We start from the raw sequence: 14,780 nt of genomic DNA, 5'->3' as shown, positions 1-14,780 counted from the left end.
AAACCCTCTCTTTCTACACGCCTCCGAATCTGCGCCCTCTATGTTGAAAGTCAGTAATCGCATTTAGCAAATGTTCTTCTTTGAAGTCTGGCCAATACACGTCTGTAAACCAAAACTCCGAATATGCAATTTGCCATAACATGAAATTACTAATACGTAGCTCTCCGCTTGTTCGGATTAACAACTCTGGATCAGGTAAAGAACTCGTCATTAAGTAGGAGGAGAGCATTTCTTCACTTACCTCTTCAGAACGAATTTTTCCTTCCTCATTATCTTTCATCATATGTTGCACAGCAGAAACGATTTCATCTCGACTTCCATAGTTTAACGCGAAATTAAGAATTAATCCCGTATTCTCTTTCGTATCTTCCATGGCTTTCTCCATCGCTCTGCGTGTATGCGTAGGAAGACGATCTTTTTGCCCTATTACTCGGACTTGTACGTTTTCTTCAATCAATTCTGGTAAAAATGTACCTAGAAATTCTTCTGGAAGCTTCATTAAATAATCAACTTCCTTTTTCGGTCTTTTCCAGTTCTCAGTTGAAAAAGCATAAAGAGTTAACACTTTCACATTAAGTTTACTTGCAAATTTTGTAATTTTCTTTACAACTTGCATACCTTCATGATGTCCCGCAATACGAGGCATTGCTCTCCTCTTTGCCCATCTTCCATTCCCATCCATAATGATGGCAATATGTTCTGGGATATATCCTTTTTTCACTTCTTCAACGAGATGATCAAACGATGTGTCCTTTTTACCTTTAAAAAAAGGAAAGTTTTTAAACATCATTCATACCCTCCAGCAAGCAGACGTATGCCTAAAAGTGTAAAAAGACCCCCTTAAGAAGAGGGTCATAATTGCGAAGTTATCGCTATTACACTTCCATGATTTCTTTTTCTTTGTTTTTTGCGATTTCGTCAACTTTTGCAATATATTTATCTGTTTCTTTTTGGATATCTTCAGTATATCCTCTTAAATCATCTTCTGTAATCTCGCCAGCTTTTTCAAGCTTCTTAAGATCATCATTTCCGTCACGACGTACGTTACGAACAGCAACTTTAGCTTCTTCAGCATATTTTTTCACAACTTTTACAAGATCACGACGACGTTCTTCTGTTAATGCAGGGAATGCAATACGAATTACAGTTCCATCATTAGAAGGATTTAAGCCTAAATCTGCTTTTAAAATTGCTTTTTCAATATCACCGATAGAAGTTTTATCATAAGGTTGAATTACTAGTAACCGCGCTTCTGGAACTGTAATGTTCGCTAATTGCACAACTGGTGTTGGTGCACCATAGTAATCAACTTGTACCTTATCTAATACAGACGCGTTTGCACGGCCAGCACGAACTGTTGCTAATTCACGAGAATAAGCAGCAACTGCTTTTTCCATTTTTTCATTTGAAGACTTCAATACTTGTTGTCCCATATTTATTTCCCCCTTACCACTGTTCCGATATTTTCGCCTAAAACGGCACGTTTAATATTACCTTTTTCCATAACTGAGAATACAATTAATGGAATATCATTATCCATACATAGAGAAGAAGCTGTAGAATCCATTACACCTAAACCTTCTTTTAATACGTCTAAGTAAGTAAGCGTTTCATATTTCGTAGCTGTTGGATCAATAGATGGATCCGCATTATATACACCATCTACATTGTTTTTCGCCATTAAAATTACATCTGCTTCAATTTCTGCCGCACGTAATGCTGCTGTTGTATCTGTAGAGAAGTATGGGTTACCTGTACCTGCTGCAAAGATAACAACACGTTTTTTCTCTAAGTGACGAACTGCTTTACGACGAATGTAAGGTTCTGCAACTTGACGCATCTCAATTGAAGTTTGTACACGAGTTTGAATTCCGATATTCTCCAAGCTATCTTGAAGAGCTAATGAATTCATAACTGTCGCTAACATGCCCATGTAATCTGCCCCTGCACGATCCATGCCCATTTCACTTCCAATTTTCCCACGCCAAATGTTACCGCCACCAACAACAACAGCAACCTCTACATCAAGTTCTGCAATTTCTTTTACTTGTTCCGCAACTGACTTAATAACAGTTGGGTTAATTCCAAATCCTTGCTCTCCAGCTAAAGCTTCTCCACTTAGCTTTAAAACGACACGATTATATTTCGGTTTACTCATAATGAACCTCCAATTGCTTACATCTTTATTTTAAAAAAGGGAACACAATGTGTTCCCTAATCTGTATTAGTTGCTACCTTTTACTTGGTTCATTACTTCTTCAGCAAAGTTGTCTTCGCGTTTTTCGATACCTTCACCAACAGCGTAGCGAACGAATCCTTTTAATGTTCCGCCTTTAGACTCAACGAACTGACGAACTTTCATATCAGGGTTTTTAACGAATGCTTGGTCAAGTAAGCAAATCTCTTCGAAGAATTTGCCTAAACGGCCTTCAACCATTTTTGCAACGATTTTCTCAGGCTTGCCTTCGTTTAATGCTTGTTGTGTTAATACTTGACGCTCATGCTCAACTTCTTCAGCTGTTACAGCATCGCGGTCGATGTATTTAGGGTTAACTGCAGCGATGTGCATTGCAACATCTTTAGCAGCAGCTTCATCAGTAGAACCTTCAAGAACTGTTAATACACCAATGCGTCCACCCATGTGTAGGTAAGCGCCGAATGCATCTGCATCAGTTTTTGATACGATTTCGAAACGACGAAGTGTAAGTTTTTCACCAATTTTAGCGATTGCTTCGTTGATGTGCTCTTCAACTTTTTTACCGTTTTCCATTGTTTGAGCCATAGCTTCTTCAACGTTAGCTGGTTTGTTAGTTAATAAGTGAGCAGCTAATTCTTTAATTAGTGTTTGGAAACCTTCGTTTTTCGCAACGAAATCAGTTTCAGAGTTTAATTCTAAGATTAAAGCGTCGTTACCGTTTGTTTCGATGAAAGTTAAACCTTCAGCAGCAATGCGGTCAGCTTTTTTAGCAGCTTTCGCAATACCTTTTTCACGTAAGAAGTCAATTGCCTTCTCCATGTCGCCGTTAGTTTCTGTTAAAGCTTTTTTGCAGTCCATCATACCTGCGCCAGTTTTTTCACGTAATTCTTTTACCATTTGAGCAGTGATTGCCATACTTTTCATCCTCCTAAAATATGTATTTATACCTTTTATAAAGGTGTTTATACCTTAAAAAAGGTGATAAAAGGCCGAACCCCTTATCACCTTTCCAACTTTGTTACGCAGTAACAGTTTCTTCACCTTGTTTTGCTTCAAGGATCGCGTCTGCCATTTTAGATGTAAGAAGTTTTACAGCACGAATTGCATCATCGTTTGCTGGGATAACGTGATCGATTTCGTCTGGATCACAGTTTGTATCAACGATACCGATGATTGGAATGTGTAATTTGCGTGCTTCAGCAACTGCAATACGCTCTTTACGAGGGTCTACTACGAATAATGCACTTGGAAGACCTTTCATATCTTTAATACCGCCTAAGAATTTCTCAAGACGCTCTAACTCTTTTTTAAGTTGAACAACTTCTTTCTTAGGAAGTACTTCGAAAGTACCATCTTCTTGCATTCTTTCGATGTCTTTAAGACGCTTGATACGCTTTTGGATTGTTTGGAAGTTTGTTAAAGTTCCGCCTAACCAACGTTGGTTAACGAAGTACATACCAGCACGAGTTGCTTCTTCTTTAATAGCTTCTTGTGCTTGTTTTTTAGTACCTACGAATAAGATGTCTCCGCCTTCAGCAGCGATGTCGCGCATCGTTCTGTAAGCTTCCTCAACTTTTTTCACAGTTTTTTGTAAGTCGATGATGTAGATACCGTTACGCTCTGTGAAAATGTAACGCTTCATTTTTGGGTTCCAACGACGAGTTTGATGTCCGAAATGAACACCAGCTTCAAGCAATTGCTTCATAGAAATTACTGACATAATATAGTTCCTCCTAAATGGTTTTTGATATCCTCCGTTTACTTCATCTCTAAGCGAAACTACAAACGTAGCACCAACACTTAAATCAGTAAACGTGTGTACTTTGTACTGACACCACTGCTTACTATATCATACTGAAATATTACAATCAAGTCGAAAATGCGAACAATGTAAAACTTTCTTTGTTCATACTCGAATTCTAGTATTACCAACCTTCATTTCTTTTAAGCAAAAAAATAAATACAATTAATAGTTTTCTCAGAAAACACGCTTATGACACTTTTCACAAGCACCATCTATCCATTGCACATAAAAAACTCTCCTCAATCGAGGAGAGTTTTTACAAATTAGTTTGTTTTTAATTTAGCAAGTTCCTGTAGAAACTTGTCGTTTAGCACTTTAATGTATGTTCCTTTCATACCTAAAGAACGAGACTCAATAACACCAGCACTTTCTAATTTACGTAGTGCATTTACGATTACAGAACGAGTAATTCCTACGCGATCAGCAATTTTACTTGCAACAAGTAAACCTTCTGTTCCATTTAATTCTTCGAAGATGTGCTCAATTGCTTCTAACTCACTGTAAGATAATGAGCTGATCGCCATTTGAACAACAGCTTTACTACGTGCTTCCTCTTCGATTTCTTCTGCTTTTTCACGTAAGATTTCCATACCTACAACAGTTGAGCTGTACTCAGCAAGGATTAAATCATCATCTAAGAACTCTTGACCAAGACGAGCTAATACTAATGTACCTAGACGCTCACCGCCACCAACGATTGGTACGATTGTAGTTAAACCTTGACCAAATAATTCTCTGTTTTCTACTGGGAATGCTGTGTAAGCACTGTTCACATCTAAGTTTGAAGATGTTTCTGTAATGTTGAATAAGCTTTGTGTATATTCTTCTGGGAATTGACGTTCTGCAAGCATTTGCTTCATGCGTTCGTTTTCGATTTGTTGGTGAATTGCATAACCTAGTAATTTACCACGACGGCTAACTACGAATACGTTCGCTTCGATTACTTCACACATTGTGTCAGACATTTCTCTAAAGTTTACAGGCTTCCCTGCTGCGCTCTGTAATAACGCATTTAATTTTCTCGTTTTTGCTAATAATTCCATTTCAAAAGTTCCTCCTACATGTTACTCACATATTTTTTCATCACTTGGAAACTAGGGCGAGTCACCTGATGACACTATTACAAAATAAACTGGCTCACATCTTTATTTTTAGCAATTGTTGCTAATTTCTCCTCAACGTATTGAGGTGTTATCGTTATTTTCTCTAACGTAATTTCAGATGCTTCAAACGATAAATCTTCAAGGAGCTTCTCCATAATCGTATGAAGTCTTCTTGCTCCAATATTATCTGTATCCTGATTAACTTGATAAGCAATCTCAGCAATCTTACGAATAGCTTCGTCTGAAAATTCAATTTCTATACCTTCAGTCGCCAATAATGCCATATATTGTTTAATTAACGCATTGTCAGGCTCGATTAGTATTTTAACAAAATCGTCTGTCGATAATTTTGTTAATTCTACTCGAATCGGAAATCTCCCTTGCAATTCCGGAATTAAATCCGACGGTTTAGACATATGGAACGCTCCAGCTGCAACGAATAAAATATAATCCGTTTTTACTGATCCGTATTTTGTCGCAACATTCGACCCTTCTACAATCGGCAAAATGTCACGTTGCACACCTTCACGTGATACATCTACGCTATTCGACTGCTTACCAGCAATTTTGTCAATTTCATCGATAAAAATAATCCCGAGCTGTTCAGCACGATAAACAGCCTCTTGTGTAACTTCATCCATATCAATTAAGCGCTGTGCCTCTTCATTTGTCAAGAGTTTTCTTGCTTCTTTTACAGAAAGTTTACGTTTTTTCGTTTTTTTCGGCATAAAACTTCCTAGCGCATCTTGGAAATTCATTCCCATTTGCTCCATGCCAGTTCCTTGTAACATATCAAACATGGAAGACTGTTGTTCAGTCACTTCAATCGATACAATTTCGTCTTCAAGAAGCCCTGCAGCAAGCTTTCTCTCCACATCTTGACGCTTCTTTTCGATTTCAACATCTTCTTGTGTATCAGACGTTTGATTCGAATTTTGAGTGCCTCCAAAAAGCATCTCTAATGGATTTTTGAATCCAGATTGTTTCTCTGGACTCGGCACTAAAATTTCAACAAGACGTTGATTCGCTTGCTCTTCGGCTTTATCTTGAACTTTCACTACCATTTCTTCTTTTACGATACGAACCGATGTTTCCACTAGGTCACGTACCATCGACTCTACATCTCTACCCACATATCCAACTTCTGTGAATTTTGTAGCCTCAACCTTAATAAAAGGTGCTCCAACGAGTTTCGCCATTCGTCGTGCTACCTCTGTTTTCCCAACACCTGTCGGTCCAATCATTAAGATATTTTTAGGTGCAATTTCGTCACGTAAATTTTCAGCTAATTTACTGCGACGATATCGATTTCTCAACGCTACAGCAACCGCTTTCTTTGCGTCTTTTTGACCGATGATGTATTGATCTAATTTTTCCACAATTTGGCGCGGAGTAAAATGTAAATGCATATAAAATGCCTCCCTTACGATTCTACAATTCTTCAACAATTATGTTGTGATTCGTATAAACACAAATATCGCCAGCAATCTCTAAACTCGCTTTCGCAATTTGCTTCGCTGTTAAGTGTTCACTTGCATATTGCTTTAAAGCACGACCTGCAGAAAGTGCATAATTCCCACCAGATCCAATTGCTAAAATACCATCATCCGGTTCAATTACTTCTCCTGTACCTGAAACAAGGAGCATAGTTGTTTTATCCATGACAATGAGCATTGCTTCTAGCTGACGTAACATTTTATCGCCACGCCATTGTTTGGCCATTTCAACAGCAGCACGCTGCAAGTTGCCATTATACTCTTCTAATTTCCCTTCAAACATTTCAAAAAGAGTAAATGCGTCAGCAACTGATCCTGCGAAACCAGCCAAAACTTTACCTTGGAAAAGTTTACGAACTTTACGAGCTGTATGTTTCATTACAACAGCATTTCCCATTGTCACTTGGCCATCTCCAGCCATTGCACATTCTCCATTATGATGAACTGCAAATATCGTTGTAGCGTGGAAATTTCCCATAGAAAAAACTCCTTTATTTGTTTTTATAGCTTTTAAAGCAATTTATGCCCGCGGGTGATGCTTCATGTAAACAGAACGCAATCTTTCTTTAGAGACATGCGTATAAATTTGTGTCGTCGACAAATTTTCATGGCCTAATAACTCCTGTACAGTACGTAAATCCGCCCCTTCATCTAGCATATGTGTAGCAAATGTATGCCTTAACATATGGGGACTTATCCGCATTGTCAGCGAAGCCTTTTTAATGAGTTCATTTAAAACATAACGAACTCCACGACTTGTTAGCGGTTTACCTTTCGCATTTAAAAATACCATATGAGAGTCTTCGTCAGTCTTATTAACTAACTGTTTTCTCCCATTCTCTATATAAGTAATTAAAGAATCTTGCGCATAGCTTCCGAACGGAATATACCTTTGTTTTTTTCCTTTTCCCATTACTAAAATTGTTCCCACCGCAAAGTCAATATCGGTAAGTTGTAAATTGACACATTCACTCACACGGATCCCAGTCGCATACATCAACTCTAACAAAGCTTGATTCCTTTGACCTAATGGTGTTTCTGTGTCAGAAACTTCAAATAATTCCTCTAACTCTTCAGCATATAAAAACTTTGGGATTGACAATTCTTTTTTGGGGAGTGACGCAAGTGCAAACGGATTATCCTTTCGATAACCTTCACGCATCAAAAAACGATATAAACTTCGTAAGCTTGATACTTTTCTTGCGACAGATTTACGGGCTAACTTCTCATCGTGCAACGTCGTTAAGTACAAACGAACATCCGCGTATGTAACGTCTAAAAAAGAGGATATGCCTTCTCGTTCCATAAATTGCACAAAATGTTCTAAATCATTTTGATAACTTGCAATTGTATATTTTGAATAATTTCTTTCAATTTGTAAATATCCAACGAATAATTGTAACAATTTCTTCACATTCACACAACTCACCTCAATAAAGGCTACTAAATCGTATCACAACTTAGTAGCCTTTGCAAGAAATTTAACTAAATATTTACAAAATTTCGAATCGTTTCTAAAGCGCGTGCTGCGTACGCTTCATTTCGTTCTGCTTTCTTTTTAATCTTCTTCTCTAACGGTGCAAATAGACCGAAGTTCGCATTCATCGGTTGGAAGTTTTTAGCGTTCGTTGCCGTAATGTAATTTGCCATGCTACCCATCGCAGTTACTGGCGGTAATACAACTGGCTCTTCACCTTGCACAAGACGCGCAGCATTAATTCCTGCTAATAATCCTGATGCTGCCGATTCAACATATCCCTCTACTCCAGTCATTTGACCAGCGAAGAATAAATCATCCCGTTGTTTATATTGATATGTTGGACGAAGCAAATTAGGTGAATTAATAAACGTATTACGATGCATTACACCATAACGTACAATCTCTGCATTTTCTAATCCTGGAATTAACTGTAACACTTCTTTTTGCGGTCCCCACTTTAAATGTGTTTGGAAACCTACGATATTGTATAAAGTTCCCGCTGCATCATCTTGACGTAACTGAACAACAGCATATGGCGTTTTCCCTGTTTTTGGATCTTCCAATCCAACAGGTTTCATAGGTCCAAATACTAACGTCTGTCTCCCTCTACTTGCCATAACCTCTACTGGCATACAACCTTCAAAGAAAATTTCTTTTTCAAACTCTTTTAAAGGCACTGTCTCAGCAGCAATTAGAGCCTCATAAAAACGATCAAACTCTTCTTCTGTCATTGGGCAATTTAAATATGCAGCTTCACCTTTGTCATAACGCGATTTTAAATATACTTTATTCATGTCAATGCTGTCTTTTTCTACGATTGGGGCTGCAGCATCATAGAAGTAGAAATAATCTTCTCCTGTTAATTCTTTCAATTTTGCAGAAAGATCAGGAGATGTTAATGGACCTGTAGCAATAATTGTCGGTCCCTCTGGAATATCTGTAATTTCTTCATTCATTACAGTTACATTTGGATGGTTCTTTACGTATTCTGTTACTTTAGCTGCGAACTCATGACGGTCTACAGCTAAAGCGCCTCCAGCTGGTACAGAGCACTCATCCGCCGCACGAATAATTACAGAATCCATTAAGCGCATTTCCTCTTTAATAACTCCAACTGCATTTGTTAAAGTGTTTGCACGAAGTGAGTTACTACATACTAATTCAGCGAATTTATCTGTGTGATGAGCTGGCGTTTGCCTTACCGGTCTCATTTCATATAATCTAACTTGGACACCACGTTTTGCAATTTGATAAGCTGCTTCACTTCCTGCAAGACCTGCGCCAATGACGTTTACTACTTGTGTTGTCATTTATATCACCTTTCCTTTTCTTCCCGAAAAAAATGTGAGCAGTTACGCTCACATTTGTTGTTCTTCTTCATAATCGCACGAAATACATTGTACTTGCACGCCTTTTTTCAACTTTTTCTCTACAAGCATGCCTTCGCACTTCGGACACTTACGACCAATTGGCTTATCCCAAGATACAAAGTCGCATTCCGGATACGTACCGCACCCATAGAAAAGACGTTTCTTTTTATTACTACGGCGTTCAATAATTTGACCCTTATCACACCTTGGACAAGTAACACCGATTTCTTTCACAATCGGCTTTGTATTACGACAATCTGGGAAATTCGAGCAAGCCATAAATTTCCCGTATTTACCCATTTTAAAGACCATTGGGTGATTACATAATTCACAATCTTCCCCAGCTGGTTCATCTTTAATTTCCACTTCACGCATTTCTTTTTCCGCTTTTTCTAAACGCGGTTCAAAACCTACGTAGAAATCATCAACAATTTTTACCCAATTCGCATTTCCTTCTTCTACTTCATCAAGGCTTTGCTCCATATTGGCAGTAAATTCAATGTTAATAATTTCTGGGAAAAACTCTAAAATAAGTTCAATTACTATTTCACCAAGTTCAGTCGGAACGAAGCGTTTATTATCCAAGCCTACATACCCACGCTTTTGAATCGTTTCAAGTGTAGGTACATATGTCGACGGTCTTCCAATTCCAAGTTCTTCAAGTGTTCTTACTAGGCGAGCCTCTGTATAGCGCGGAGGAGGTTGTGTAAAATGTTGCTTTGGTTCTAAATCCTTTGAAAATACAGTTTCCCCTACTTCTAAAGGCGGCAACATCTTATCCTTTTCTTCAGCACCATCATCTTTTGACTCTACATACACTTTCATAAATCCCGGGAACTTTACAACCGATCCACTTGCACGGAACTGAACATTGTTATTAATGAGTCTCGCTGTCACAGTATCCATTATAGCAGACGCCATTTGACTTGCAACAAATCGCTCCCAAATCAATTTATATAATCGAAGTTGATCACGACCTAAGAAACTTTTTAGTTCCTCTGGCTTTCTCATTACCGAAGTAGGACGAATTGCCTCATGCGCATCTTGTGCATTTGACTTTTTCGTTTCTTTCTTCTTTTCTGTTCCTATGTATTCCGTACCATACGCTTCAGTGATGTAAGTACGAGCCTCTGTTTGAGCTGTTTCTGAGATACGTGTTGAATCAGTTCTCATATACGTAATAAGACCTACAGTTCCTTGTTTTCCAAGATCTATCCCTTCATACAATTGCTGTGCAAGCATCATTGTTTTCTTTGCTCGCATGTTTAACTTACGGGCTGCTTCTTGTTGCAAGGAAGATGTTGTAAACGGTAATGCAGGGTTACGTTTTCGCTCTTTGCGCGTTACATTTTCAACTGAAAACGCATTGTCTTTCATCTGTTCAATTATTTCATTCACTTGCGTTTCATTTGTTAATTGAACTTTTTCACCATCTACACCGTAAAAGCTTGCTTCAAATGTGTCTTTTCCTTTTACAAATTCTGTTTTAATTGTCCAGAATTCTTCAGGTTCAAAGTTTTGAATTTCCCTTTCACGCTCGATGATTAAACGAACTGCTACAGATTGTACACGTCCTGCACTTAATCCTTTTTTTACTTTCTTCCATAATAAAGGACTAATATTGTAACCAACAAGACGATCAAGTATACGTCTTGCTTGTTGTGCATCCACTAAATCCATATTAATTGCACGAGGATGTTTAAATGATTCTTTGATCGCATCTTTCGTAATCTCATTAAACACAACCCGACAATCTGATTCAACGTCCACATTTAACGTATTCGCTAAATGCCAAGCAATCGCTTCCCCTTCACGGTCTGGATCGGCCGCGAGATAGACTTTCTTTGCTTTTTTGGCCGCTGATTTTAAATCTTTTAAGACGGGACCTTTACCACGAATGGTAATATACTTCGGGGTGAAGTTGTTCTTTACTTCTATCCCCATTTGACTTTTTGGCAAATCGCGAACATGTCCCATAGACGCGACAACTTTGTATTTTTTCCCTAAATATTTCTCAATGGTCTTCGCCTTAGAAGGCGACTCCACGATTACGAGGTAATCTGACATGCTAGTGCCTCCTTAAGAGGTGGATTCAAGTCTTCATTAATCTTATTGATTTCTCTTGTTTTTGTCAATCAAGAATGAATATACCATACAGTGCCAATCTACCATTTGTCAATAATTGTTTAATAAAAACATAAAAATATAAGGTTAATTTAAAATCTCTTCCAAGATATCTTCTGCATTTCTTACTAGTTTTGCTCCTTGCTGAATAAGATGATTCGTTCCCGATGCCCCCTCTATAAATATAGGTCCAGGAAGCGCAAATACCTCTCTACTTTGCTCTAACGCAAGGTCCGCAGTAATAAGTGTTCCACTTCTCGATTTCGCTTCTACAACTAAAACACCTTTACTTATACCACTAATAATCCGGTTTCTTTTTGGAAAATACCATTTTTTCGGTGCATAGTGCGGCGGATACTCTGTCAATAACAATATATATTCCTTCCACATTTCATATAAAGGTCTATTTTCTTTCGGATACATAAAAGACAATCCATGCCCTAATATCGCAATAGTCGGGCAATGATGCCTTACTGTAATCTCATGAGACATTATATCTATCCCTTTTGCAAACCCACTGACAATAAGCCACTCTCTTTCTAATAAAGGGTGTAAAATAAACTTCAAACTCTCATGACCATATAATGATGGTTCTCTCGTTCCAACAACTGCTAATTTATTTACTTTATTCAGGAAATCTTTCTCTCCTTTTCCATATAAAACGAAGGGAGGGTCTTGTATTTCACGTAATAATTGCGGATAATTTTCATCCCATATCGTTATATAAAAAATACGATTTTTCTCTAAATAAGATATATATTGCGGAAGATTTGAACTTTGAAGAAATTTTACTAGTTCTGAAGATTTTTTCGAGGATATTCCAGTGTAGTGTTCCATTTGTTTTTCGTTAAAATTATATATGTTCTCTAATTCTGGATCGACATATAGTAGCCTCTCCATCGCTTTCCAATAATCTGCTAGCAAGTAATGAAGATGTAATAATCTCTCTCTTTTCATCTCGATTCTCCTTACCCATAATTTTTATTATGTAAACAGAAAAAGTCTAAAAAGACACCCTCAAGTAAGAAGGTGTCTTTCAACAGATTAATAGTTTTTACAAGTCTCAAATAAACCTTTTTCTTTTAAAACAGAGATTAGCGTTTCTCCCATAACTGCTGGAGTTTCAGCTACTTTAATGCCACAAGCTTCCATTGTTTTAATCTTTTCAGCAGCAGTTCCTTTACCGCCAGAAATGATTGCACCAGCATGGCCCATACGTTTGCCAGCAGGCGCTGTTTGACCACCAATGAAGCCTACAACAGGTTTTGTCATATTAGCTTTTACCCATTCAGCTGCCTCTTCTTCTGCTGTACCGCCGATTTCACCAATCATAATTACAGCATGTGTTTCTTCATCTTCATTAAATGCTTTTAAAGCATCAATAAAGTCTGTACCGTTAACAGGGTCTCCGCCGATACCTACAGCAGTAGATTGGCCAATACCTTCTTGTGTTAACTGATGTACAGCTTCATACGTTAATGTACCAGAGCGAGATACGATACCAACATGACCTTTTTTATGAATATATCCTGGCATAATACCAATCTTACATTCATCCGGTGTGATTACACCTGGGCAGTTTGGTCCAAGTAAACGTGTATGTTTACCCGCCATATATCTCTTTACGTTTACCATATCTAATACAGGAATCCCTTCAGTAATACATACTACTAAATCAATTTCTGCATCAACAGCTTCCATAATTGCATCTGCCGCAAAAGCGGGTGGAACGTATACAACTGAAGCGTTTGCGCCTGTTGCTTTCACTGCATCTTCTACTGTATCAAATACTGGTACACCTTCAATATCAGTGCCGCCCTTACCTGGTGTTACACCACCGACAATTTTCGTACCGTATTCAATCATTTGTTTTGTATGGAATAAACCTTGAGAACCTGTAATACCTTGAACAATAACTTTTGTATCTTTATTAACTAATACGCTCATTTTTCTCCCCCGCTTTCTATTAGCCCACTAGTGAAACAATTTTTTGTGCACCGTCTGCCATAGATTCTGCTGCAACAATATTTAAGCCAGACTCATTTAAAATTTTCTTACCTAGTTCTACGTTTGTACCTTCAAGACGTACAACTAAAGGTAACTCAAGACCTACTTGTTTCGTTGCTTCAATAACACCTTCTGCAATAACATCACACTTCATAATGCCACCAAAAATGTTAACAAAGATACCTTTTACATTTTTGTCAGAAAGGATAATTTTGAATGCTTCTGTAACTTTTTCTGCAGTTGCACCGCCACCAACATCTAAGAAGTTAGCTGGGTCACCGTGGTAATGTTTAATGATATCCATTGTAGCCATCGCTAAACCTGCACCATTAACCATACAACCGATATTTCCATCTAAAGGAATGTAGTTTAAGTCGTATTTTGAAGCTTCAATTTCTTTTGAATCCTCTTCATCAAGATCACGAAGCTCTAAAATGTCTTTATGGCGATATAATGCATTAGAATCAAAGTTTAATTTTGCATCTAATGCCATAACTTTACCTTCACCTGTTGTAACAAGTGGGTTAATCTCAGCGATAGAGCAATCTTTTTCGATAAACGCACGGTATAAGCCCATCATAAACTTCACAGCTTGTCCTACAAGCTCTTTTGGAATATTGATGTTAAATGCGATTCGGCGCGCTTGGAAACCTTGTAAGCCTACTGCTGGATCAATATATTCTTTAAAGATTTTTTCAGGTGTTTTTTCTGCTACTTCTTCAATTTCTGTTCCGCCTTCTTCAGACGCCATTAAAACAACTTGAGAAGTTGCACGATCTAAAACTAGACCTACATAATATTCTTTTTTAATATCGCAACCTTCTTCGATAAGTAAGCGTTTTACTTCCTTACCTTCAGGACCTGTTTGATGTGTCACAAGTGTAGTTCCTAAAATGCTTTCTGCATATGTACGAACTTCTTCTAAATTTTTTGCAACTTTTACTCCGCCAGCTTTGCCGCGTCCACCAGCGTGAATTTGTGCTTTCACTACACATACATCTGTTCCTAATTCTTTCGCCGCTTCTACAGCTTCTTCTACTGTAAATGCAACCTTCCCGTTCGGAACGCTAACCCCATAGCTTCTAAGGACTGCCTTACCTTGGTACTCATGGATATTCATGGTCCCATCCTCCCCTGTTTTCCTGTTTTACTCGAAAAGTTTTTTAATGTTTAAAAAACATTACATTGCCATTGTATAA

The 14,780-nt window shown here is 37.9% G+C and carries 14 protein-coding genes; all 14 read right to left on the bottom strand.

The window, feature by feature from the left end:
• Nucleotides 1-13: 13 nt before the first annotated feature.
• Complete coding sequence (uppS, locus tag ES895_RS04875) at nucleotides 14-790, bottom strand: isoprenyl transferase (protein ID WP_000971296.1); 777 nt, start codon at nucleotides 788-790, stop codon at nucleotides 14-16.
• Between the two features lie 85 nt (nucleotides 791-875).
• A complete protein-coding gene (gene frr / locus ES895_RS04870; protein ID WP_000531501.1) occupies nucleotides 876-1,433 on the bottom strand; it encodes a ribosome recycling factor in 558 nt (185 codons plus the stop codon).
• A 2-nt stretch (nucleotides 1,434-1,435) separates the two neighbouring features.
• Nucleotides 1,436-2,158, bottom strand: a complete 723-nt coding sequence (gene pyrH / locus ES895_RS04865; RefSeq protein WP_000042668.1) for a UMP kinase — start codon at nucleotides 2,156-2,158, stop codon at nucleotides 1,436-1,438.
• 66 nt (nucleotides 2,159-2,224) lie between these two features.
• The gene (tsf, locus tag ES895_RS04860; protein ID WP_001018578.1) at nucleotides 2,225-3,112 is read right to left on the bottom strand and encodes a translation elongation factor Ts; all 888 of its coding nucleotides are present in this window, start codon (nucleotides 3,110-3,112) and stop codon (nucleotides 2,225-2,227) included.
• A gap of 103 nt (nucleotides 3,113-3,215) precedes the next feature.
• On the bottom strand, nucleotides 3,216-3,917 hold the full coding sequence (gene rpsB / locus ES895_RS04855) for a 30S ribosomal protein S2 (RefSeq protein WP_000111485.1): 702 nt from the start codon (nucleotides 3,915-3,917) through the stop codon (nucleotides 3,216-3,218).
• A gap of 347 nt (nucleotides 3,918-4,264) precedes the next feature.
• Nucleotides 4,265-5,044 (bottom strand): GTP-sensing pleiotropic transcriptional regulator CodY, encoded by a 780-nt coding sequence (gene codY, locus ES895_RS04850; RefSeq protein ID WP_000421290.1) that lies wholly within the window; start codon nucleotides 5,042-5,044, stop codon nucleotides 4,265-4,267.
• Between the two features lie 77 nt (nucleotides 5,045-5,121).
• Nucleotides 5,122-6,513 carry an ATP-dependent protease ATPase subunit HslU gene (gene hslU / locus ES895_RS04845; RefSeq protein ID WP_000550087.1) on the bottom strand — a complete coding sequence of 464 codons (1,392 nt, stop codon included), beginning with the start codon at nucleotides 6,511-6,513 and terminating at the stop codon, nucleotides 5,122-5,124.
• 22 nt (nucleotides 6,514-6,535) lie between these two features.
• Complete coding sequence (hslV, locus tag ES895_RS04840; RefSeq protein ID WP_000526272.1) at nucleotides 6,536-7,078, bottom strand: ATP-dependent protease proteolytic subunit HslV; 543 nt, start codon at nucleotides 7,076-7,078, stop codon at nucleotides 6,536-6,538.
• A gap of 42 nt (nucleotides 7,079-7,120) precedes the next feature.
• Complete coding sequence (gene xerC, locus ES895_RS04835; protein WP_001101241.1) at nucleotides 7,121-8,020, bottom strand: tyrosine recombinase XerC; 900 nt, start codon at nucleotides 8,018-8,020, stop codon at nucleotides 7,121-7,123.
• Nucleotides 8,021-8,085: 65 nt separating this feature from the next.
• A complete protein-coding gene (trmFO, locus tag ES895_RS04830; protein WP_000213002.1) occupies nucleotides 8,086-9,390 on the bottom strand; it encodes an FADH(2)-oxidizing methylenetetrahydrofolate--tRNA-(uracil(54)-C(5))-methyltransferase TrmFO in 1,305 nt (434 codons plus the stop codon).
• A 48-nt stretch (nucleotides 9,391-9,438) separates the two neighbouring features.
• Nucleotides 9,439-11,517 carry a type I DNA topoisomerase gene (gene topA, locus ES895_RS04825; protein ID WP_098283098.1) on the bottom strand — a complete coding sequence of 693 codons (2,079 nt, stop codon included), beginning with the start codon at nucleotides 11,515-11,517 and terminating at the stop codon, nucleotides 9,439-9,441.
• Nucleotides 11,518-11,661: 144 nt separating this feature from the next.
• Nucleotides 11,662-12,531, bottom strand: coding sequence for a DNA-processing protein DprA (gene dprA, locus ES895_RS04820; protein ID WP_098682839.1), 870 nt, complete (start codon nucleotides 12,529-12,531; stop codon nucleotides 11,662-11,664).
• Between the two features lie 87 nt (nucleotides 12,532-12,618).
• A complete protein-coding gene (gene sucD / locus ES895_RS04815; RefSeq protein WP_000115178.1) occupies nucleotides 12,619-13,521 on the bottom strand; it encodes a succinate--CoA ligase subunit alpha in 903 nt (300 codons plus the stop codon).
• 19 nt (nucleotides 13,522-13,540) lie between these two features.
• Nucleotides 13,541-14,701, bottom strand: coding sequence for an ADP-forming succinate--CoA ligase subunit beta (gene sucC / locus ES895_RS04810; protein WP_097796326.1), 1,161 nt, complete (start codon nucleotides 14,699-14,701; stop codon nucleotides 13,541-13,543).
• Nucleotides 14,702-14,780: the final 79 nt, after the last annotated feature.

The organism is Bacillus sp. 007/AIA-02/001 (assembly GCF_004634455.1).
Classification (GTDB): Bacteria; Bacillota; Bacilli; order Bacillales; family Bacillaceae_G; genus Bacillus_A; species Bacillus_A cereus.
This window is presented reverse-complemented; position numbering and strand designations above follow the sequence as displayed.

Bases quoted from the DNA above. Each gene is read 5' to 3' on its own strand.
- tsf (WP_001018578.1), bottom strand. From the start codon at position 3,112: ATGGCAATCACTGCTCAAATGGTAAAAGAATTACGTGAAAAAACTGGC.
- hslU (WP_000550087.1), bottom strand. From the start codon at position 6,513: ATGCATTTACATTTTACTCCGCGCCAAATTGTGGAAAAATTAGATCAA.
- dprA (WP_098682839.1), bottom strand. From the start codon at position 12,531: ATGAAAAGAGAGAGATTATTACATCTTCATTACTTGCTAGCAGATTAT.
- topA (WP_098283098.1), bottom strand. From the start codon at position 11,517: ATGTCAGATTACCTCGTAATCGTGGAGTCGCCTTCTAAGGCGAAGACC.
- rpsB (WP_000111485.1), bottom strand. From the start codon at position 3,917: ATGTCAGTAATTTCTATGAAGCAATTGCTTGAAGCTGGTGTTCATTTC.
- pyrH (WP_000042668.1), bottom strand. From the start codon at position 2,158: ATGAGTAAACCGAAATATAATCGTGTCGTTTTAAAGCTAAGTGGAGAA.
- trmFO (WP_000213002.1), bottom strand. From the start codon at position 9,390: ATGACAACACAAGTAGTAAACGTCATTGGCGCAGGTCTTGCAGGAAGT.
- uppS (WP_000971296.1), bottom strand. From the start codon at position 790: ATGATGTTTAAAAACTTTCCTTTTTTTAAAGGTAAAAAGGACACATCG.
- sucD (WP_000115178.1), bottom strand. From the start codon at position 13,521: ATGAGCGTATTAGTTAATAAAGATACAAAAGTTATTGTTCAAGGTATT.
- frr (WP_000531501.1), bottom strand. From the start codon at position 1,433: ATGGGACAACAAGTATTGAAGTCTTCAAATGAAAAAATGGAAAAAGCA.
- hslV (WP_000526272.1), bottom strand. From the start codon at position 7,078: ATGGGAAATTTCCACGCTACAACGATATTTGCAGTTCATCATAATGGA.
- codY (WP_000421290.1), bottom strand. From the start codon at position 5,044: ATGGAATTATTAGCAAAAACGAGAAAATTAAATGCGTTATTACAGAGC.
- sucC (WP_097796326.1), bottom strand. From the start codon at position 14,701: ATGAATATCCATGAGTACCAAGGTAAGGCAGTCCTTAGAAGCTATGGG.